Raw genomic sequence first — 20,243 nt, forward strand, 5'->3', positions numbered from 1 at the left:
AAAGAAAAGAGCGCTTTCGCCGAGGGCGGAAGCGCTCTTTTCTGGCGGCCGGGCCTTTCACCTGTCAGGCGGCGATCGCAGGGATCAGCCGACGATTTCTTCGGGCTTGAAGAAATAGGCGATCTCGATCGCCGCATTTTCCTCACTGTCGGAACCGTGGACCGAATTGGCCTCGATCGATTCCGCATAGTCCCTGCGGATCGTGCCTTCGTCGGCATTGGCGGGGTTGGTCGCGCCCATGATGTCGCGGTTGCGCTTTACGGCGTCTTCGCCTTCCAGCACCTGCACCACGACCGGGCCGGAGATCATGAAGGCGACGAGATCGGCGAAGAAGGGGCGCTCCTTGTGCACGGCATAAAAGCCTTCGGCCTGCTCGCGGCTCATGCGGATGCGCTTCGACGCGACGACGCGCAGGCCCGCTTCTTCCAGCTTCTTGGTGACCGCCCCGGTCAGGTTGCGGCGCGTGGCGTCGGGCTTGATGATCGAAAAGGTGCGCGTGACGGCCATGGCCCTCAATACTCCGGATTGTTGGAAAGTTGCGCGCCCTTTAGACGTGGGATCGCCGGGCCGCAAGAGGGGGCGTCGCGGGCAGTGGCGCGCGCCCGACGGCAGAGCGGCTATCCCCCCTTCACCCCAGGATGAAGTCGACCCCCGCCTTCGCATGGATATGGGTGCAGTCGTAGATCGGAAGCACGTTCGCCTTCACGTCGACGATCAGTTCCAGTTCGGTGCAGGCCAACACCACCGCCTGCACGTCCTGCTTGGCGATGTCGGTGAGTTCCGACTTCATGAAGCGCTCCGATTCCTTGCTGACCTTCCCCACAGTGAGTTCGTCGTAGACGATGCGGTCGATGCGCTCGGCAAGGTCCATGTCGGCGGGAAGGAGCGAGACGCCGTGGGCGACGAGACGCTGGCGGTAGAATTTCTCCGTCATGACGTTGCGGGTGCCGATGAGCGCGGCGCGCTCGATCCCGTCCGCCTGCATCCGCGCGCCGACGACTTCGGCGATGTGGATGATGGGGACGCCGACTTCCGCCTGCACCTGATCGTAGACGCGGTGCATGCTATTGGCGCAGATGAGCAGGCTTTGCGCGCCCGCCTGCTCCAGCCGCCGGGCCGAGGCGATGAGCTGGCCCGCCGCGCAATCCCAGTCGTCCTCGCTCGCACATCCTGCGACCTGTGCGAAGTCGAGGCTTTCGATCAGCAGCGGCGCGCTGTGCTGCCCGCCCTTCGCGCGGTGCACGGCCTGATTGATGATGTGATAATAGCGCGCGGTCGAGGTCCAGCTAAGGCCGCCGATCAGGCCGAGTTTGCGCATGATGTTCCTCAAATCCCCGATATGAAAAGGGACGGCGGAGCGCTGCCCCGCCGTCCCGTTGATGGTTAGGGGAAGGCCCGGTTAGTGGGCAAGCCCCTTGACGATTTCCTCGACCATCTTCTTCGCGTCGGCCAGCAGCATCATGGTGTTGTCCATATAGAAGACCTCGTTGTCGACGCCGGCATAGCCCGCGCCGCCCATGGAGCGCTTCACGAACAGCACCGACTTGGCGTTGGCGACGTCGAGGATCGGCATGCCGTAGATGGGCGATGTCTTGTCGGTCTTCGCCGCCGGGTTGGTCACGTCGTTCGCGCCGATCACGAAGGCGACGTCGGCCTGACCGAATTCGCTGTTGATGTCCTCCAGCTCGAACACCTCGTCATAGGGGACGTTGGCTTCGGCCAGCAGCACGTTCATGTGGCCGGGCATGCGGCCCGCGACCGGGTGGATGGCGTATTTGACGCTGACGCCTTCCTTCTTGAGCAGGTCGCCCATTTCGCGCAGCGCGTGCTGCGCCTGAGAGACGGCCATGCCGTAGCCGGGCACGATGATGACGCTGTCGGCCTGCTTCATCAGGAACGCCGCGTCCTCCGCGCTGCCTCGCTTGTAGGGGCGGTCGACCGCCGCCGCGCCGCCGCCCGAAGGGCCGGTTTCCGCGCCGAAGCCACCCGCGATGACGCTGATGAAGCTGCGGTTCATCGCCTTGCACATGATGTAGCTGAGGATCGCGCCCGACGAGCCGACCAGCGCGCCGGTGATGATCATCGCGCTGTTGCCGAGCGTGAAGCCCATGGCGGCGGCGGCCCAGCCCGAATAGCTGTTCAGCATCGACACGACGACCGGCATGTCCGCGCCGCCGATGGGGATGATGAGCAGGAAGCCGATGACGAAGCTCAGCGCCGTCACGGTCCAGAAGATCCAGGGACTCTGGTCGGTCACGAAATAGGCGATGAGGCCCAGGATCGCGGCCAGCGTGCCGAGGTTGATGAGGTGGCGGCCCGGCAGCATGATCGGCTTGCCCGACATGTTGCCGTTGAGCTTGAGGAAGGCGATGACCGATCCCGAGAAGGTGATCGCGCCGATGGCGACGCCAAGGCCCATTTCGATCCGGCTGGCGTTGTGGATCTCGTCCGTCAGCGGATCGAGAATGCCGAACGCGCCGGGGTTGAGATAGGCCGCCGCGCCCACCAGCACGGCGGCGAGGCCGACGAGGCTGTGGAAGGCCGCGACGAGCTGCGGCATCGCGGTCATTTCGATGCGGCGTGCGATGACGAAGCCGATGCCGCCGCCGACGATAATGGCGCCGACGATTTCGGGCAGGCTCACCACGTCATGCGTATAGAGCGTGGTGGCGACGGCGATGCCCATGCCGACCATGCCCATGCGGTTGCCGCGGCGGCTGGTCGCCGGGCTGGACAGGCCGCGCAGCGCGAGGATGAAGAGGACGCCCGCGACCAGATAGGCGAGCGCGACGAAGGGCGAGACGGGCGCGAGTTCGTGCATCACTTGCGCTCCTTCTTCTTGTACATGGCGAGCATGCGTTCGGTGACGGCGAAGCCGCCGAAGATGTTGACCGACGCCAGCACGACCGCGAGCAGGCCCAGCACCTTCGCCGCGATGCTCCCGGCCTCCGCCGAAGCGACCAGCGCGCCGACGATGATGACCGACGAAATGGCGTTGGTGACCGCCATCAGCGGCGTGTGCAGCGCGGGCGTCACCGACCACACCACATAATAGCCGACGAAGCACGCCAGCACGAAAATCGAAAGTATGGAGATGAAGTCCATCCAGATAGCCCCCCCTAATATCTGATCGGTATGAACGTTGTGGTCGTATAGCTGTGAACAGCAAATGTTTTCATGAGAAGAGGCTGATCGATACGTAGAGCTACCCCTTCGGCTTCCGCGTTCAGAATAGTAAACCGCGCTCCGTATACATCCACCGATTGCGGGAACGGTCCCTTCGCATTGAATTTAACAAAATTCGTCAAAGACTGTGTTTTACCGCGACCGCCATAGTCCAGAAAGAACATGCGATTACCGTAGATGTTGAAATATTGCTCGTACCGCAAGGCAACGAAGAAATCGCCTTTGATCTCCTCCACGGGCCGCTGGGTGTAGGGAATATCAACCGATAGAGCCGATTTTGGAATTGTCCCTTCGACCATCAGCAGCCCGGTACCACCTGGCATTCCGAAAGCACTATCAAACCGGCCGTCCTCGTTGCTATCGAGTAAGCAGATGGCGAGCCCCTTTATCGGCTTGACGAAGAGCGAGGCCTTTGCGCGGCTAACTGTATCCAATGCGCAATAGGCTCGACCTTGTTGAGTCAATGCCTGGACCAACTGAGAGCCTGCTTCAACGCTCAAGCCGTTCGCTGAAATTTCGACAGACTGATCCAGCGTAGCCAAACTCATCGGAAGCAGCGACTGCTTGAGGACGATTTCGCCGTCTTTAACGCTGCGCTCAGTAGTTGAAGAGTCGGTCGGAGGTTGGACCCTCCAGACCGTAAGCAGAGTGGGACGGGCTTCTGCCCACGCAGGATTAGGGCCGATCAGCGTGACCAATCCGAGCAGGATCAGGACGATGCAGCCCCTCACCCCAGCAACCGTTCGTTGACGACCTTGCCGCCCTGCGTCAGGCGGATGGCGTTGCCGATTTCCTCGTCCAGCACGGGCGCGTTCTTTTCCTTGTCCCAGAAGGCGCTGAGGAAATTGAACAGGTTGCGCGAGAACAGGGCCGAAGCGTCGGTCGCGAGGCGCGAGGGCACGTTGCGGTGGCCGACGATCTTCACGCCGTGGCGCTCGACCACTTCGCCCGCCACTGCGCCTTCGACATTGCCGCCCTGCTCGACCGCGAGGTCGACGATGACGCTGCCCGGCTTCATCGTCGCGATCTGCGCGTCGGTGATGAGGCGCGGCGCGGGACGGCCCGGAATGAGCGCGGTGGTGATGACGATGTCCTGCTTGGCGATGTGGGCGGAGACGAGTTCGGCCTGCGCGGCCTTATATTCGTCCGACATCTCGGTGGCGTAGCCGCCGGTGCCTTCGCCCTCGATCCCGGCGACCTTCTCCACAAAGATGGCCTTGGCGCCGAGCGATTCGATCTGTTCCTTCGTCGCGGCGCGCACGTCGGTCGCGCTGACCTGAGCGCCGAGGCGACGGGCAGTGGCGATGGCCTGCAGGCCCGCGACGCCCACGCCCATGATGAAGGCCTTGGCCGCAGAGACGGTGCCCGCCGCCGTCATCATCATCGGGAAGGCCTTGCCATATTCGGCCGCGGCGTCGAGCACCGCCTTGTAACCCGAAAGGTTCGACTGCGAGGAAAGGATGTCCATCGACTGCGCGCGGGTGATGCGCGGCATGAATTCCATCGCCAGCGCTTCATGCCCCGCCGCCGCATAGGCGTCGACGCGGGCGCGCTCACCGAAGGGATTGAGGCCCGCGACGATCCATGCGCCCGGCTTAACGCCGCCAAGGCTGTCGGGCGCCGGTCCCTGAATGCCGAGCACGATGTCCGCCCCGGCAAGCGTCGCGGCACGTGTCCCCACGGCAGCGCCCGCCGCCGCATAATCGGCGTCGGCAATCGACGCCGTCAGACCTGCTCCGGCCTCCACGGCCACGTCCGCGCCCAGCGCCTTGAACTTCTTGACCGTTTCCGGCGTGGCCGCGACGCGCTTTTCGCCCGCTGCCTGTTCCTTCACCACCGCTATCTTCATCAGCGCGGCACCCCCCTTATGCAAAATTTTCGACGCGCGGCCCTAGCTGGAGATCAGCAGCACCACCACGGTCGCCACCGCCACGCTGGCGATCGTGCCCCACTTCACCAGCCCGACGAAGCCGGCATAGGTCTGGTTCGCGCTCTTCATGTCGTTGGACGCCATATGCTTCCCCTCGTGCGATCGTTGACCCGAAACCCTTATCGGCAAGATCCCTTACCCTCAACCCAAGGCGGTGCAAGAAAATCTTGAGTGGGTTAAGCGCGCCTTTACTCCCGGACGCTACGGTAAGCCCCCTGTCATTGAAGAGGGGTCCGGATGACGCGCGACGGCGTACCGATACTGATGCTGATCGACGACGAGCCGGCGCAACGCCGTCTCGTGTCGGCGCTCGCCACGCGCGCGGGGTGGCGCACCATCTTCGCGGCGGACGGAGAAACCGCCATCGCGACGCTGGGAACGCAGGACGGGATGCAGCTCGACGCGATCCTGCTCGACCAGTGGAGTCCCGATTACGAACCGGCGGGGCTGATCCGTGAAATCCGCGAGCGCCGCCCGGCGCTGCCGATTCTGGTGCTGACCGCGCACAATAATGTCGCGGTTGCGGTGGACGCGATGCGCGCGGGGGCGACCGACTATCTCGCCAAGCCGATCGCGCCCGAACGGCTGCTCGCCGCGCTCAACGCGACGCTGGCGGACGGATCGGCGGGCGAGCTGCGCCCGCTGACGGAGAAGATCACCGCCCCGCTTTCGTTCGAGGATGTGGTGGGCGCTGCGCCCCAGTTCCGCGCGGCGCTCGCCATCGCGGCCAAGGCGGCGCGGGCGCGCGTGCCCGTGCTGATCGAAGGCGAGAGCGGCGTCGGCAAGGATGTGATCGCGCGCGCGATCCATGCCGCCTCGCCGCGCCACAAGCAGGCGATGGTGACGGTCAATTGCGGCGCGATTCCCGCCAACCTCGTCGAATCGGAACTGTTCGGCCATGAGCGCGGTGCCTTCACCGGCGCGTTCGACCGGCATGTGGGCAAGTTCGCGAGCGCCGACATGGGCACCATCTTCCTCGACGAAGTGAGCGAGATGCCGCTCGACGCGCAGGTCAAGCTGCTGCGGGTGTTGCAGGACGGCGAGGTGCAGCCCATCGGCGCGCGGCGTCCGATCCATGTCGATGTGCGCGTGATCGCGGCGACCAACAGGAAGCTGCTGGACGAGATCGAGGCGGGGCGGTTCCGCGAGGATCTTTATTATCGCCTCAACGTCGTGCAACTGACCGTGCCGCCGCTGCGCGAGCGGATGGGCGATGTGCCTGCGCTGTGCCGACACCTGCTCGCGCGGATCGCGACGCAGCCGGGGATGCGGAGCCTGGGCCTCACCGACGATGCGCTGGCGATGCTGATGCAGCATGGCTGGCCGGGCAATGTGCGCCAGTTGCAGAACGCCCTGTTCCGCGCGGCGGTGCTGTGCGAGGGCGACGCGCTGACGCCGCAGGATTTTCCGCAGATCGCCGCGCAGATCAGCGCGCGGGCGAGCGCCGACATTCACCAGCTTCACCCCCGCCCTGCGCCTGCCTCCCACCGCGAAGGCGCGGGCGTGACCCTGTTCGAACAGGACGGCCATGTGCGGGCGCTCGCAGATATCGAAGCGGACGTCATCCGCCTTGCCATCGGCCATTATCGCGGGCGCATGACCGAGGTCGCGCGGCGGCTGGGGATCGGGCGATCAACGCTCTACCGCAAGCTCGCTGAACTCGGAATCGACAGCGCGGCGTGAACGGGCTGTCGTTTCGGGACCAAGCATCGTTGTAATATCCGGGCGGCTATGCTTTGGAACGGGGCATGAAACATGCCGCCTTCGCCGCCGCCATCGCCCCTGCCCTCCTGCTGCTGGCCGCGTGCGGCCGGACCGAGCCGGTCGGCGACATGCCGAGCCAGGAAGAGCTGGCCGCCGCCGCCAATGCGGCCGCCGCGAACGCCGTCGCCAGCAGGCAGGACGCGGCGGAAGAGGTCGAGAGCCGCAACTATGTCAATGTGGAGCGGGGCTTTTCGATCACGCTGCCCGAAGGCTGGACACGGGACAAGGGCGCGAGCAGCGCGGACGGCATCGTCGCGCAGGACCCCGGCGCGGGCGCGGATATCCGCGTCTTCTGGCAGAAGAATGACGGCGACCAGACGCTCCAGCAGATCGTAGAGGCGATCAGCAACGGGGCCGAGGGCGTCGATGGCGACTATATCGGCGAGAATGAATATCGCGGCACCGCCAATGACGGCGAAGGCAATAATGTGGCGGTGCGGCTGGTGAAACAGGCCGATGGCGGGATCGTGACCGCGACCTTCGTCTATCCCGAAATGCTGAGCGAGCAGTATCAGGGCATCGCCGACCGGACGCTGACCAGCCTGCGCGTATTTGCGCCCAAGGCGGCAGCGCAGGAAGAGGCTCCGGCCGCCAACGCCGCCGCGCCGCAATAGGATCGCGGACGCTTAACTTCGCATATTTCCCGCAAGTTTCGACATTTCGGAACAGAAGTGGGATATTTTGTTGCGTCGCCTTCGCCGTGCGAGCGCTTGCGGTGACAGGGACATGTCTGCTGCCCCATTCGGGGCGGATAGGACATGCCGCCGGGCGTCAGACCGCGCTCAGCCCCGCGTCGGCGAGGCCGCGCCAGAGGTGGAGCGCCTGCACGCTTTCCTTCACGTCATGGACGCGGACCATCTGCGCCCCCTGCTGCGCCGCACGGAAGGCGAGCGCGATGGAGCCGCCGAGCCGGTCGGCCGCCGGCGCTTCGTTCGAGAGCGCGCCGATGAGCCGCTTCCTGCTGCCCGCGAAGAGCAGCGGCACGCCCAGCCCCTGAAAGGTCGCAAGGCCGTTCACCAGCGCGAGGTTTTCCGCCAGCGTCTTGCCGAAACCGAGGCCCGGATCGACGATCAGGCGCTCGCGCGCGATCCCCGCGGCGAGGCAGGCGGCGATGCGGCTTTCGAGATGGTCGAAGACGGCGGCGACGACATCGCCATAGCCCTCCGGCCCGAGCGCGGCGCGGTCGTGCGGATCGTCGCCAGCGGAGGGGGCGTGCATCAGGACGATGGGGCAGTCGGCGCGCGCCATGACTTCAAGGCTGCGCGGATCGTGCGCGAGGGCGGACACATCGTTGACGATGGCGGCGCCCGCCGCGAGGGCGGCTTCCATCACGGCGGCCTTGCGCGTGTCGATGGAGACGGGGACGCCCGCCGCCGCGAGCTTTTCGATGACCGGCACGACGCGGGCGATCTCGTCGCCTTCCCAGACCTTGTCGGCCTTGGGCCGCGTCGATTCGCCGCCCACGTCGATCAGCGCCGCGCCCGCCGCCGCCATCGCGAACCCCGCGTCCGCCGCTGCATGCGGATCGGCCATGTGCTGCCCGCCGTCCGAGAAGCTGTCCGGCGTGACGTTGAGGATCGCCATCACCTGCGGCGAATCGAAGCGGATCGTGCGGTCGCGAAGCGCCAGCGGCGCGCGCGGAGCGGAGATGGCGGCGGCGAGGCGCTGCGCACGCCCGGCGAGCGGATCGGGGAGCGTGGCGACGGTCGCCTCGAACTCCGCCACCGGCACGATCTGGCGCGCGATGCGGCGTTGGCCGTCGAAAGCGCTCAGCTCATAGCCCTGAAACCAGATCAGGCCATTGCCCATGCGCGCCGCGCTGCCGTCCGGAAGGCCGATCGGCGACGGCACGAACCAGACGGGCCGAAGGTAGAGGCGGGCATGGGCCGGGAGAGGAGCGATCATGAACTATCCCTATCCGTTCGCTTCGAGCGAAGTCGAGAAGCCGCTGCGAGACCGTGCCTCGACTTCGCCCGACACGAGGGGATTTTGCGCAGCGAAGGTTAAGGCTCGTTCGCCAGCAGGTAGGTCTGGCGCAGCGTGTCGATGGGTTGCAGCTTGCCGCCCGCCTCATGGTGCCAGAAGGTCCAGCCGTTGCAGCTCGGCGCGCCCTGCAGCGTCGCGCCCAGCTTGTGAATCGAGCCGGTGTCCGTCCCGACGCTGAGCGATCCGTCCGCGCGGACCACCGCCTGCCAGCGGCGCTTCGTGTCGGTCAGGACCGTGCCGGGATCAAGATAGCCGGTTTCGACCAGCGTGCCGAACGCCACCTTGGGCTGCTGGCGCGCGGTCTGCATGATGGTGAGCGCGCTCTCGTCGAGCGGAAGCGCGGCCTCGATCCGCTCCAGCGCGACTTCGATATAGTCCTCCTCGCGCTCGATGCCGATCCATCTGCGCCCCAGCCGCTTGGCGACCGCGCCGGTGGTGCCGGTGCCGAAGAAGGGATCGAGCACCACGTCGCCCGGCTTCGTGCAGGCGAGTAGGACGCGGTAAAGCAGAGCCTCGGGCTTCTGCGTCGGGTGCGCCTTGGTCCCGTTGCGCTTGAGCCGCTCGGGACCGGCGCAGATCGGCAGCACCCAGTCGGAGCGCATCTGAAGCTCGTCGTTGAGCGTCTTCATCGCCTTGTAGTTGAAGGTGTAGCGGGCGTCCTCCCCCTGGCTCGCCCAGATCAGCGTTTCATGCGCGTTGGTGAAGCGGGTGCCCTTGAAATTGGGCATGGGGTTGGACTTGCGCCAGATGATGTCGTTGAGAATCCAGAAGCCTTCGTCCTGAAGCGCGGTGCCCACCCGGAAGATATTGTGGTAGCTGCCGATCACCCAGATGGTGCCGTTGGGCTTCAGGATACGGCGCGCCTCGCGCAGCCATGCTTTCGTGAAGCGGTCGTAGCTGCCGAGCGTGTCGAACTTGTCCCAGTCATTGTCGACGGCATCGACGCGGCTGCCCTCGGGACGGAAGAGGTCGCCGCCGAGCTGGAGATTATAGGGCGGATCGGCGAAGATCATGTCGACGCAGGCGTCGGGCAGCTTCGCCATTTCGGCGATGCAATCGCCGCGCAGCAGGCGGTCGGTGGCGATCGCCGCACTGTTGTCCACCGGCGCAGCCGCTTTCCTGCGTCGCGGCGCCGCGACCCGCTCCATCACACCCATATGTTCGTCTGCCCCCGTTCGTCTTGAGGACCATGCGATGAGTCCTCGGGAGTCCGGCGTCAAGATCAGCGACTTAGCACGCACCGTTCGAAAATTGGTTAACGCCGCTGTGCTGTGGAGGATGGACACAAGATGTTGAGTCGAAGCGGGCGGCGAAGACTCAAGATGGCGCGGTGTGGCAGGAAAGACTCATCGCGGCCCCGCCCCGGACTTTTTTTGGTTAACGCGCTGGGGGAGCGGAAAAAGGCGGCGGCATTGACCGATCCATAATCGTCGGGTTATGCGTTAACCATGACGAACCAGCCTGCCCCCGCCGCTCACCCGGCCGCCGCCGACGCGCTGTTCAAGGCTCTGTCGGACGGCACGCGGCGCGCGCTGCTGGAGGCGCTGGTGCGCGACGGGGAGCAGAATGTCCAGACGCTGACCCGCAGCGCGGGCGTGTCGCAGCCGATGGTGTCGCGCCATCTTGCCAAGCTGCGGCAGGCGGGGCTGGTGACGGCGCGCCGCGCGGGGCGGGAGACCCATTATGCCGCGCGCGTGAAGGGGCTTGGCCCCGTGGTGCAGTGGATGGCGGTGCACGGCGCGCTCTGGTCGCAGCGCTTCGCCGCGCTGGAGGGACTGGGCGGACGATAGTAGGGCCGGACAAGGCGGCGCACTGTCCTTTTCCGCTACGGTTTCCGTTCGACGAAACGCTCTTGCAACTGACTTGCAGCACGCGCAAAGGAGCGGAGGGGGTAGTGTGAATATGCGAGTCATGAGCGAGGCGCTGCCTCCACCGGTACGTGAGCGGGCAAGATTTGTGCGGGAAACCGCTGACGTGCGGCGTCAGGCACTGATCGACGCGACGGCGGCCTGTCTGGCCGAAAAGGGCGTGGGCGGAACGTCCGTGCGCGGCATATGCGCCAAGGCCGGCGTGTCTTCGGGACTGCTGACCCATTATTTCGAGGGCGTCGATGCGCTGATCCTCGCCACCTACAAGGATGTGGGGCGCAAGGTGTCGGCGGCGGTCAACGCGGCGGTGGATGCGGCGGGCGACGATCCGCGCGACCGGCTGCGCGCGGGACTGGAAGCGAATTTCGTGGCGCCGGTGCTGGACCCGGACCTGCTGGCGACGTGGATCGCCTTCTGGAGCCTCGTCAAATCCGACCGGGATATCGCAGCGGTCCATGCGGAAGTTTACGCCGGGGCGCGCGGACAACTGGAGGATCTGCTGCGTGCGGCGGCGCCCCACCTGCCCGAAGCCCGCATCCGCATCGCGACGATCAGCCTGCAGGCGCTGGTCGACGGGCTGTGGCTGGAACTCTGCCTCGACCGCAGCACCTTCTCGCCCAGGGAAGCGCAGGCGATGGTCGCCGAAGCGATGGACCGGCTGATCGCGGCTTAGATCGTTCGCCGCATTTTCCGAGCCAGCGGACGGGTCCGTCCGCTTCGAAAATGCTCTAAAGCAGCACGAGCTGCGCCACCGGCGCGAAGCTGCGGCGGTGGAGCGGGGTCGGCCCATGTTCGCGCAGCGCGGCGAGGTGCCGGGCGCTGCCATAGCCCTTGTTGGTTTCCCAGCCATAATGCGGGTGGTCGGCGGCGGCGGCGATCATCATCCGGTCGCGCGCCTCCTTCGCGAGGATGGAGGCGGCGGCGATGGAGAGGCATTTGGCGTCCCCCTCCACGATGGCGGTGGAGGCCCAGCGCCATTTCGGGCAGCGGTTGCCGTCCACCAGCACATGCGCGCAGTCGTGGGACAGCGCCTCCACCGCGCGGGTCATCGCCAGCATCGTCGCCCAGAGAATGTTGATATCGTCGATTTCCTCGACGCTCGCCATGCTGACGCCCCAGCAGAGGGCGCGCGCCTTGATCTCGATCTCCAGCGCGGCGCGGCGGGCGGCGGTGAGCTGCTTGCTGTCGTTGAGGCCGTCCGGGCAATCTTCCTGCCGCAGGATGACGGCGGCGGCGACCACGGGTCCGGCGAGCGGTCCCCTGCCCGCTTCATCGACGCCCGCGACGAGGCCGGGATGATGGCGCAGCTCGTGAGCGAAATCAGGCCCGGACTTAGTCACCAGCGTCGCCATAGCGCGCGGCGAAGGCCGCTGCGTCCCAACCGTTTCGGTCCATTGCGGCAAGCAGATGATAGAAGGGCGTGCGACCCAGCGTATGACCCATCGGTCCATGGCCTGCCCCCAGCCCCGGTGCGGCGCCGAGCGCGGCGGCGACGAACGCCTCCGCCCGGTCCACCGCCTCACCCAGCGACAGGCCCGCGCCCAGCCCCGCCGCCACTGCGCTCGCCAGCGTGCAGCCCGTGCCGTGGCTGTGCCGCGTCTCCACCCGCGCGACCGAATAGTCGGCCATCATGTCGGCATCGACCAGCAGGTCATGGATCAGCGGGCGGTCGTCGTCAGGCTGCTGCGGCAGATGCCCGCCCTTCGCCAGCACCACCGCGCCGATTCGCTCTCTCAACGCCTGTGCCGCATCCTCCAGCTCGTCGAGATTGGCAATAGCCCGACCGCTCAGCGCTTCAAGTTCCGGCAGGTTGGGGGTGATGACCGTGGCGACCTGCATCAGCTTTTCGAAGGCGGCGACGGTCGCTCCGTCGGCAAGGCTTGAGCCGCTGGTGGCGACCATGACGGGATCGAAGACGACAGGGACGGAAAGCTGCGCCAGCCTGTCCGCCACGGCGCTGGCCGTCTCCGCGCTGCCGATCATGCCGATCTTGACCGCATCGACGCCGATGTCGCTGATGCAGCTTTCCATCTGCGCCAGCACCATGTCGGTCGGCACGGGGTGGACCGCCTGAACGCCCAGCGTGTTCTGCGCGGTGATGGCGGTGATCGCGGTCATGGCGTGGCCGCCGAGCAGCGTCACCGTTTTGATGTCCGCCTGAATGCCCGCGCCGCCGCCGCTGTCGGACCCGGCGACGATGAGGATGCGCGCGATGCTCACCCCTTGAAGCGCCGCTGGGTCGAGGCGGGATTGCTGGCGAGCGCCTTGCCCGTTCGGGTCGGGCGGTCCATCAGTTCGCCGCCGCAATTGGGGCAGCGGTCGTCGAGCGCTTCCGCACAGGGCGCGCAGAAGCTGCATTCGAAGGAGCAGATGAACGCGCCCGGCGCGTCGGCGGGCAGGTCCGCGCCGCAGCGTTCGCAATCGGGGCGCATCTCAAGCATCGAAACGCAATCCGTTCGGGCTGAGCCGCTCAACTGCCTGCTTGCAGCAGGCGCTCAGGATAAACTTCACCGAAGGTGAAGTCGAAGCCTCTGTCAGAGCGGGGGCGAAGACACCTCCCTGCGGTCGGCGGTGCCCTTCGACTTCGCTCAGGGCGAACGGTAATTTCGTGCTACTCACGCCGCGGCCTTTTCCACGGCGGCGCAGATGCGGTCGACCACGTCGCGCACCTGATCCTCGCGGTCGCCCTCCGCCATGACGCGGATGACGGGTTCGGTGCCGGAGGGGCGGATGACGAGGCGGCCCGAACCGGTGAGTTCGGCCTCCGCCTGCGCGATGACGCGCTTCACATCGTCATGCTCCAGCGGCTTTCCGCCGGCGAAGCGGACATTTTTGAGGAGCTGCGGCACGGGGTCGAACTGGTGCAGCGTTTCGCTGGCGGGCTTGCCGGAGCGGACGAGTGCGGCCAGCACCTGAAGCGCGGCGACGGTGCCGTCGCCGGTGGTGGCGTAATCGGACAGGATCATGTGGCCCGACTGCTCGCCGCCCACATTGAAGCCGCCCTCGCGCATCCTCTCCAGCACATAGCGGTCGCCGACCTTGGTGCGTTCAAGGCCGATGCCTCGCCCCGACAGGAAGCGTTCGAGGCCAAGGTTGGACATGACCGTCGCGACGAGGCCGCCGCCGCGCAGCGTGCCTTCCCTGGCGAAATTGGCGGCGATCAGCGCCATGATCTGATCGCCGTCGACAAGTCGGCCCTTTTCGTCCACGACGATCAGGCGGTCGGCATCGCCATCGAGCGCAATGCCCACGTCCGCGCCCGCCGACACCACGGTTTCCTGAAGCAGCAGCGGCGCGGTCGATCCACAGCCATCGTTGATGTTGGTGCCGTTGGGATCGACGCCGATGGCGACCACGGTCGCGCCCAGTTCCCACAGGGCCGAAGGCGCGACCTGATAGGCGGCGCCGTTGGCGCAATCGACGACGATCTTGAGGCCGTCGAGCCGCAGGTCGGCTGGGAAACTGGACTTGACCGCGTGAATATAGCGGCCGCGCGCATCCTCCACGCGGCGGGCGCGGCCGATGTCCTTCGACGCGGCGAGCGGGATGTCCTGCCCCAGCAGCACCTCGATCCGCAGTTCGTCCTCGTCCGACAGCTTGTAGCCGTCCGGCCCGAACAGCTTGATGCCATTGTCATAATAGGGATTGTGGCTGGCGGAGATCATGACGCCGAGGTCCGCGCGCATCGAATGGGCGAGAAGCGCGACGGCGGGCGTCGGGATCGGGCCGAACTGCACCACGTCCATGCCCACGGCGGTGAAGCCCGCGACCAGCGCATTTTCGACCATATAGCCCGACAGCCGCGTATCCTTGCCGATGACGACGCGGTGGCGGTGGCTGCCGCGCAGGAAATGCGTGCCCGCCGCCATGCCGACCTTCATCGCGAGGTCGGCGGTCATGGGCCACTGGTTAGTGCGGCCACGGATGCCGTCTGTGCCGAAATATTGCCTGCTCATGCCGCCTTCCATGCACCGATCCGCCCATGGCTCGCAACCCGGCAGCGCGTTCATGAGCAATCTTTAATCGACTTTCCCGGCGGGCGGCGGCATCCCGGAGGCATGGAGCCATTCAATGCGTTCGTGGACGGGCTTTCCGCCGCCGTCTTCTTCAGGGTGCCGCTGTTCGGCGCGCAGATCGAGCTGATCGTGCTCTATCTGGCGGTGCCGATGCTGTTCTTCACCGCATGGCTGGGTTTTCCCAATGTGCGTCAGGTCGGGCGGGCGCTGCGCATCCTGCGCAGCCAGCCGCGCGCGGGCGAGGCGAAGGGCGATGTCAGCCAGTGGGCGGCGCTTTCCACCGCGCTGTCGGGCACCATCGGCCTTGGCAATATCGCGGGCGTGGCGGTTGCGCTGACGATGGGCGGGCCGGGCGCGATCCTGTGGATGTTCGTCATCGGCTGGTTCGCGATGACGGTGAAGATGGCGGAGGTGACGCTGGGCCTCAAATATCGCGTGTTCGACCGCCGAGGCCATGTCCATGGCGGGCCGATGTATGTTCTGAAAGCCGTGGGCGCGGCGCGCGGCTGGCCGAAGCTGGGGCTGGCGCTGGGCGGCGCCTACGCCTTCTTCGCGCTGTTCGGGGCGATCCCGATGGTGCAGGTCAACCAGAGCTTCGCGCAGGTGAAGGTGGTGACGGGCCTCAGCAACGGGTGGGCCTATGGCGTGTTTCTGGCGGGGGCGGTGGCGCTGGTGACGCTGGGCGGGGCGGCGTGGCTGGGCGAAGTGGCGAAGCGGCTGACGCCGCTCAAGGTCGCGGTCTATCTGATCGGCGTCGCGGCGATCCTGATCCTGCATGCGGGCGAGATACCGGCGGCGCTGGCGCTGATCTGGAACGGCGCATGGTCGGGCGCGGCGGCGACGGGAGGCACGGTCGGGGCATTCGTCGCGGGAATGCGGCGCGCGGTCTTCGCCAGCGAGGCGGGCGTCGGATCGGCGGTGATGGCGCACAGTCTGGCGCGGGTTCGGCATCCGGTGTCGGAAGGGCTGGTCGCGCTGTTGGAGCCGTTGCTCGGCACGATGATCGTCTGCGCGCTGGGCGGCCTCGCGCTGGTGGTCGCGGGGACCTGGAATACGGGGCTGGAGGGGATCGCGATCACATCCGCCGCTTTTGCCAAGGTGTCGCCATGGTTTCCGTGGCTGCTGGCGGTCGTGGTGTTCCTCTTCGCCTATTCGACGCTGGTGGCGTGGGGCTTTTATGGCTTGCAGGCGTGGGGCTATCTGTTCGGCCATGGACCCGGGGCGCAGTGGACCTACAAGATTCTCTATGTCGTCGCCCTGCCGCCCGCCGCCGCCATCGACCTTGGCCGGGTAGTGGGCATCGTCGATTCGAGCTTTTTCCTGATGGCGATCCCCAACGTGATAGCGCTTTACCTGTGCGCGGGGGAATTGCGGCGCGATGTGAGGGCGTATCTGGCGAAGCCGGATGATCCGGTGGCAGGCGCGTAGCGGCTGACGGAGGGGTGTCGCCTTCCCGATAGGGGGATACCCCTCCACCACTCGCTTCGCGAGCGGTCCCCCTCCCCTTCTAGGGGAGGAATAGAAAAGACCCCGCTCCTTTTCAGGAGCGAGGCCCGTAACCCTCGAGGGTCGGAAAATCAGATCTTGTCGCCGAGCGCGCCCTTGACCGATCCGGACACATCCTGCGCCGTGCCCTTGGCCTTCTGCGCCTTGCCTTCGGCCTGCAGGCGTTCATTGTCGGTGGCCTTGCCGATGCCGTCCTTGACCGCGCCCGCAGCCTTGTTGCCGGCAGCCTTCAGCTTGTCGATGGTCTCACCCATGATAAAACTCCTTTCGTCGTTACCTGGGTTGTCAACGAAGCGGGCGCGGCAGGGTTGCAGACGTTACGGGGCGGTAATCATTAAACTTCGGACAGGTTTCAGAGCGGCTTTTCGTAGATCTGGTAGATCTTGTTCACCGTGCCGTTGATCGCGTCGGCGATGGCGTTCATGCCCTGATTGTCGTCGAGCACCCAGCCGAGTTCTCCGCGGTTCGATCCATAGCGGGCGACGGCGTTGCGGCGGATATATTCGATCATCATGAAAGCGAGCTGGCTCGCCATGCGCGACGACTGCAGGCGCTGCACCACGCCCATCAGCGGCACGCGCATGGTGCGGCATTGCGGCTTTCGCAGCCATGACAGCAATTTGATCCAGCGGAACGGGAAGAGCGACCCGTTGAGCGGTTTCAGCGCTTCGTTGAGGTCGGGCAGCGTCATCATGAAGGCGACCGGCTCGCCATCCAGCTCGGCAATCATGATGAGATCCTCGAACACGATGGGCTTCAGCTTCTTGCCCGTGTGCGCGACTTCCTCGTCGGTGATGGGGACGAAACCCCAGTTATTGCCCCATGCGTCGTTGAGGATGCCGAGAATGATCGCGGCTTCCTTGTCGAACTGCTTTTTGTCGACCTGCCGCACGCGGATGCGCGGGTTTTTCTCGCCCGACTGGACGATGCGCTCGATCAGCGGCGGGAAATTCTTCGTGATGTCGAGTTCATAGGTCTTGAGCTGCTTGACGGGGGTGTAGCCCGCCCCTTCGATCATCGCCTGATAGCGGGGGCTGTTATGGCCCATCATGACGGTGGGCGGATGATCGTGGCCCGAGATGAGGAGGCCCGGCTCTTCCCAGATGGAGAGCGAAATCGGCCCCAGCACGCGGGTCACGCCCTGACCGCGCAGCCAGTCCTCGGCCGCGGCGATCAGCGCCTGCGCCGTCGCGTCGTCCTCCGCCTCGAACATGCCGAAATTGCCGGTGCCCGGACCCATGCCCTGTTCGGGCGGCTGCTGCGTCGCGAGATGGTCGATATGGGCGGAGATGCGCCCCACCACCTGCCCGCCGCGCCGGGCGAGGAAATATTGCGCCGTCGCATGACCGAAGAACGGATTCTTGCCGGGGGTGAGCAGCTCCTTCACCTCGGCCTTGAGCGGCGGCACCCAGTTGGGATCGCCGGCGTAAAGCCGCCATGGCAGGTCGATGAAGGCCTTCATATCAGCCTTGCCGGAAACGGGGGTAATCACCAGATCGGTCTGCGCCACGGATGCCGCCTTTTGGAAAACGAAGTTGGCGAGCAGTTCCACGCTTGTCCGCGCAAAGTCAATTGCGCTCGGGAAAGCGGGTGGCAACATGGTGAATATGTCATGGTGCTGCCATGATGTCAGCGCATTTGGAGGCTAGATCGGCCCGCATGACGAAGCACGACCCCATTCTTGCCGCCGCGCAGCGGGCGCGGGCTGCGATCCCCGACGACAGCGCGATGCTGCGCGCGGCGGCCGATCTGGCGCGCGAATTTTCCGTGGCGGACCCGCGTATCTTCTGGAGCGACATGCTGGCGTCGGCGCTTGTCGGCTGGGGCGCGATGGCGGGCGCGATCCTTGTCGACAATGTGGCGGTCGCGGTCGGCTGCGCCATCGTGGCGATGCTGGCGCTCTATCGCGCGGCGAGCTTCATCCATGAGCTGACCCATTATCGCAAGGGCGCGCTGCCGGGATTTCGTGGGGCATGGAACCTGATCGTCGGCCTGCCGCTCATGATCCCTTCGTTCATGTATGAAGGCGTCCACACGCAGCACCATGCGCGCACCCGTTACGGCACCAGCGAAGACCCGGAATATCTGCCGCTGGCGCTGATGAAGCCATGGTCGCTGCCGCTGTTCATCGTGGTGGCGGCGCTGGCGCCGGTGGGGTTGATTCTGCGGTTCGGCGTGCTGACGCCGCTCAGCCTGCTGATCCCGCCGCTGCGCGCCAGGGTGGTGGCGGAATTTTCGGCGCTGTCGATCAACCCGGCCTATCGCCGCCGCGCGCCCGAAGGCGAGTTCGCGCGCATGTGGGCATGGCAGGAAGCGGGCGCGTGCCTCGTCGCGCTGGCGCTGATCGGCAGCGTCTTCGCCTTCGGGTGGAAGCCGCTGCTCGTCTATATGGGCATCCATGCGGCGATGACCGTCATCAACCAGCTTCGCACTCTCGTCGCTCACCTCTGGGAAAATGAGGGCGAGGCGATGACGGTGACGGCGCAGTATCTCGATTCGGTCAACGTGCCGCCGCCCGGCACCCTGCCCGCCCTGTGGGCGCCGGTGGGGCTGCGCTATCACGCGCTGCACCACCTGCTGCCGAGCGTGCCCTATCATGCGCTGGGCAAGGCGCATGCGCGGCTGATGGAAACGCTGGACGCGGAATCGCCGTATCGGAAGGGCAATTATGCCGGGATGATGCCGCTAGTCGGCAAGATCGCGCGGAGCACGATGGGCCGTTAAGGGCGCTCTCCCGAAATTTTTTAGTTGCGGGTTGAAACGGGATTGGAGCCGCCCATATGGGTGCTGTTCCGGTCTTTCTTCCCCCCTCTAGGGACCGGGACGCCCCCTGTGGAAGGCTCTGCGCGACTCCCCTTGGTCGCCGGAGCCTTCTTTTTTGGGCTATTCTTCCGTGCGGAAGAGAACGGTTTCGCCCACCAGCAGGAAAAGGAAGAAAGGCGCCCACGCCGCCAGCACCGGCGGATAGGCGCCGAGGCTGCCCATCGCGAGCGAGAAATTGTCGGCGACGAAATAGGCGAAGCCCAGCGCCATGCCGGTGACGGCGCGCAGGAAGAGCGCGCCCGACCGCGCGAGGCCGAAGGCGGCGACCGAGCCAAGGATCGGCATCAGCAGCGCGGAGAGCGGCCCGGAAATCTTGTGCCAGAGATTGCCCTCCAGCTCGGCGGTGGGGCGGCCCGCGTCGTGCAGGTCGGCGATGGCGGCGCGCAGTTCGTCGAAGGTCAGCGCGTCGGGATCGACCTTCGCCAGCGTGAACTGGTCGGGGCGGATGTCGCGGCCGAAGCGGACGGTGCCCATGTCGCGGACGGTGCCGCGCGCCACGTCGAACTGGCGGGCATTTTCCAGCACCCAGCTTTTGCTTGCGGCGTCATAATGGCCGCGCGGCGCCTGCACGATGGTCGTCAGGCTGTTGTTGACGCGGTTGTAGATTTCCACCTTGCGCAACTGGACGTTGGTGCCCCGTCCCGCGACGATGGCGACGTTGACGAGATTGTTGCCGTCGCGCACCCACGGGTTCGACTTGACCCCGCTGTCGCGCGGGATCGGGCCGTAATCGACCGCCTGCCATGCGCTGAGCGATGCGGTCGCGCGCACGACGATGCGTTCGTTGAAGACGAAGCTGAGCGCCGACATGCCGAGCGCGGCGGCGATCAGCGGCGCGAGGATCTGGTGCGCGGACAGGCCCGCCGCCTTCATCGCGATGATCTCGCTGTTCTGGTTGAGCGTCGCCAGCATGATGAGCGTGCCGAGCAGCACCGAGAATGGCAGGAATGTGGCGGCGATCTGGGGCGCGCGCAGGCCCGCATAATGCCACAGTTCCGCGTCGCCATTACCGGCATAGGCGAGCACGTCGCCCGATTCGCCCAGCAGGTCGAGCGTCAGGAGGATGGCGACGAGCATCGCCAGCACGGCGAAGCTGCGGGTGAAGAAGAGCTTCACCATGTAGAGCGCCATCCGGCGCGAGGGGAAGAAATCGAGGTTCATGGG

General features: G+C 66.0%; 22 protein-coding genes. 6 read left to right on the forward strand and 16 right to left on the reverse strand.

What is annotated here, in order from left to right; all coding sequences use genetic code 11:
* Positions 1-84: 84 nt before the first annotated feature.
* From ndk to SAMIE_RS11010, 7 genes are all read right to left on the reverse strand, one after another.
* On the reverse strand, positions 85-507 hold the full coding sequence (gene ndk, locus SAMIE_RS10980; protein ID WP_066699465.1) for a nucleoside-diphosphate kinase: 423 nt from the start codon (positions 505-507) through the stop codon (positions 85-87).
* 121 nt (positions 508-628) lie between these two features.
* Entirely contained in the window at positions 629-1,318 is a 690-nt protein-coding gene (locus SAMIE_RS10985; protein ID WP_066699463.1) for an aspartate/glutamate racemase family protein, read from the reverse strand.
* A gap of 81 nt (positions 1,319-1,399) precedes the next feature.
* Positions 1,400-2,821 carry an NAD(P)(+) transhydrogenase (Re/Si-specific) subunit beta gene (locus tag SAMIE_RS10990; protein ID WP_066699456.1) on the reverse strand — a complete coding sequence of 474 codons (1,422 nt, stop codon included), beginning with the start codon at positions 2,819-2,821 and terminating at the stop codon, positions 1,400-1,402.
* Positions 2,821-3,105, reverse strand: a complete 285-nt coding sequence (locus SAMIE_RS10995; RefSeq protein ID WP_066699453.1) for an NAD(P) transhydrogenase subunit alpha — start codon at positions 3,103-3,105, stop codon at positions 2,821-2,823. Before SAMIE_RS10995 ends, SAMIE_RS10990 begins: the two co-directional genes overlap by 1 nt.
* Before the next feature lie 14 nt (positions 3,106-3,119).
* Entirely contained in the window at positions 3,120-3,884 is a 765-nt protein-coding gene (locus tag SAMIE_RS11000) for a hypothetical protein (RefSeq protein WP_126516822.1), read from the reverse strand.
* Between the two features lie 29 nt (positions 3,885-3,913).
* Positions 3,914-5,035: an NAD(P) transhydrogenase subunit alpha gene (locus SAMIE_RS11005; RefSeq protein WP_066699449.1), complete on the reverse strand. Its 1,122-nt coding sequence runs from the start codon at positions 5,033-5,035 to the stop codon at positions 3,914-3,916.
* 42 nt (positions 5,036-5,077) lie between these two features.
* A complete protein-coding gene (locus tag SAMIE_RS11010; RefSeq protein WP_066699445.1) occupies positions 5,078-5,200 on the reverse strand; it encodes an aa3-type cytochrome c oxidase subunit IV in 123 nt (40 codons plus the stop codon).
* A 153-nt stretch (positions 5,201-5,353) separates the two neighbouring features.
* Here SAMIE_RS11010 and SAMIE_RS11015 point away from each other — a divergent pair, with 153 nt between their 5' ends.
* A complete protein-coding gene (locus tag SAMIE_RS11015) occupies positions 5,354-6,799 on the forward strand; it encodes a sigma-54-dependent transcriptional regulator (protein WP_066699441.1) in 1,446 nt (481 codons plus the stop codon).
* A gap of 65 nt (positions 6,800-6,864) precedes the next feature.
* Positions 6,865-7,494 (forward strand): hypothetical protein, encoded by a 630-nt coding sequence (locus tag SAMIE_RS11020; RefSeq protein WP_066699439.1) that lies wholly within the window; start codon positions 6,865-6,867, stop codon positions 7,492-7,494.
* A 157-nt stretch (positions 7,495-7,651) separates the two neighbouring features.
* On the opposite strand, the gene folP is transcribed toward SAMIE_RS11020, so the two are convergent.
* Positions 7,652-8,785, reverse strand: a complete 1,134-nt coding sequence (gene folP, locus SAMIE_RS11025) for a dihydropteroate synthase (protein ID WP_066699432.1) — start codon at positions 8,783-8,785, stop codon at positions 7,652-7,654.
* 98 nt (positions 8,786-8,883) lie between these two features.
* Positions 8,884-10,023: a site-specific DNA-methyltransferase gene (locus SAMIE_RS11030; RefSeq protein ID WP_066699430.1), complete on the reverse strand. Its 1,140-nt coding sequence runs from the start codon at positions 10,021-10,023 to the stop codon at positions 8,884-8,886.
* A gap of 291 nt (positions 10,024-10,314) precedes the next feature.
* On the opposite strand from SAMIE_RS11030, the gene SAMIE_RS11035 reads away from it, so the two are divergent.
* Both SAMIE_RS11035 and betI read left to right on the forward strand, forming a co-directional pair.
* Positions 10,315-10,656 (forward strand): ArsR/SmtB family transcription factor, encoded by a 342-nt coding sequence (locus SAMIE_RS11035; protein ID WP_066699427.1) that lies wholly within the window; start codon positions 10,315-10,317, stop codon positions 10,654-10,656.
* A 112-nt stretch (positions 10,657-10,768) separates the two neighbouring features.
* Positions 10,769-11,407, forward strand: a complete 639-nt coding sequence (gene betI / locus SAMIE_RS11040; RefSeq protein WP_232037218.1) for a transcriptional regulator BetI — start codon at positions 10,769-10,771, stop codon at positions 11,405-11,407.
* Positions 11,408-11,462: 55 nt separating this feature from the next.
* On the opposite strand, the gene SAMIE_RS11045 is transcribed toward betI, so the two are convergent.
* The 4 genes from SAMIE_RS11045 to glmM all read right to left on the reverse strand — a co-directional run bounded on the left by SAMIE_RS11045 (position 11,463) and on the right by glmM (position 14,690).
* Positions 11,463-12,086, reverse strand: a complete 624-nt coding sequence (locus tag SAMIE_RS11045; RefSeq protein WP_066699424.1) for a ribonuclease HII — start codon at positions 12,084-12,086, stop codon at positions 11,463-11,465.
* Positions 12,067-12,954 carry a bifunctional hydroxymethylpyrimidine kinase/phosphomethylpyrimidine kinase gene (thiD, locus tag SAMIE_RS11050; RefSeq protein WP_066699422.1) on the reverse strand — a complete coding sequence of 296 codons (888 nt, stop codon included), beginning with the start codon at positions 12,952-12,954 and terminating at the stop codon, positions 12,067-12,069. The genes SAMIE_RS11045 and thiD overlap by 20 nt, the downstream gene beginning before the upstream one ends.
* Positions 12,951-13,175 (reverse strand): DUF1272 domain-containing protein, encoded by a 225-nt coding sequence (locus SAMIE_RS11055; RefSeq protein WP_066699419.1) that lies wholly within the window; start codon positions 13,173-13,175, stop codon positions 12,951-12,953. The genes thiD and SAMIE_RS11055 overlap by 4 nt, the downstream gene beginning before the upstream one ends.
* 174 nt (positions 13,176-13,349) lie before the next feature.
* Entirely contained in the window at positions 13,350-14,690 is a 1,341-nt protein-coding gene (gene glmM, locus SAMIE_RS11060) for a phosphoglucosamine mutase (protein WP_066699503.1), read from the reverse strand.
* Positions 14,691-14,792: 102 nt separating this feature from the next.
* On the opposite strand from glmM, the gene SAMIE_RS11065 reads away from it, so the two are divergent.
* Positions 14,793-16,178 carry an alanine/glycine:cation symporter family protein gene (locus tag SAMIE_RS11065; RefSeq protein ID WP_066699418.1) on the forward strand — a complete coding sequence of 462 codons (1,386 nt, stop codon included), beginning with the start codon at positions 14,793-14,795 and terminating at the stop codon, positions 16,176-16,178.
* A gap of 149 nt (positions 16,179-16,327) precedes the next feature.
* On the opposite strand, the gene SAMIE_RS11070 is transcribed toward SAMIE_RS11065, so the two are convergent.
* Together SAMIE_RS11070 and SAMIE_RS11075 are read right to left on the reverse strand one after the other, a co-directional pair.
* Complete coding sequence (locus SAMIE_RS11070; RefSeq protein WP_066699417.1) at positions 16,328-16,510, reverse strand: CsbD family protein; 183 nt, start codon at positions 16,508-16,510, stop codon at positions 16,328-16,330.
* Between the two features lie 98 nt (positions 16,511-16,608).
* Positions 16,609-17,766: a hypothetical protein gene (locus SAMIE_RS11075; protein WP_066699500.1), complete on the reverse strand. Its 1,158-nt coding sequence runs from the start codon at positions 17,764-17,766 to the stop codon at positions 16,609-16,611.
* Positions 17,767-17,915: 149 nt separating this feature from the next.
* On the opposite strand from SAMIE_RS11075, the gene SAMIE_RS11080 reads away from it, so the two are divergent.
* Positions 17,916-18,980, forward strand: a complete 1,065-nt coding sequence (locus tag SAMIE_RS11080) for a fatty acid desaturase family protein (RefSeq protein ID WP_066699414.1) — start codon at positions 17,916-17,918, stop codon at positions 18,978-18,980.
* Between the two features lie 159 nt (positions 18,981-19,139).
* Here the strand turns inward: SAMIE_RS11080 and lptG are convergent, their stop codons facing one another.
* On the reverse strand, positions 19,140-20,240 hold the full coding sequence (lptG, locus tag SAMIE_RS11085) for an LPS export ABC transporter permease LptG (protein WP_066699413.1): 1,101 nt from the start codon (positions 20,238-20,240) through the stop codon (positions 19,140-19,142).
* Positions 20,241-20,243 lie beyond the last annotated feature (3 nt).

This window comes from Sphingobium amiense, assembly GCF_003967075.1.
In the GTDB taxonomy this organism is placed as follows: domain Bacteria; phylum Pseudomonadota; class Alphaproteobacteria; order Sphingomonadales; family Sphingomonadaceae; genus Sphingobium; species Sphingobium amiense.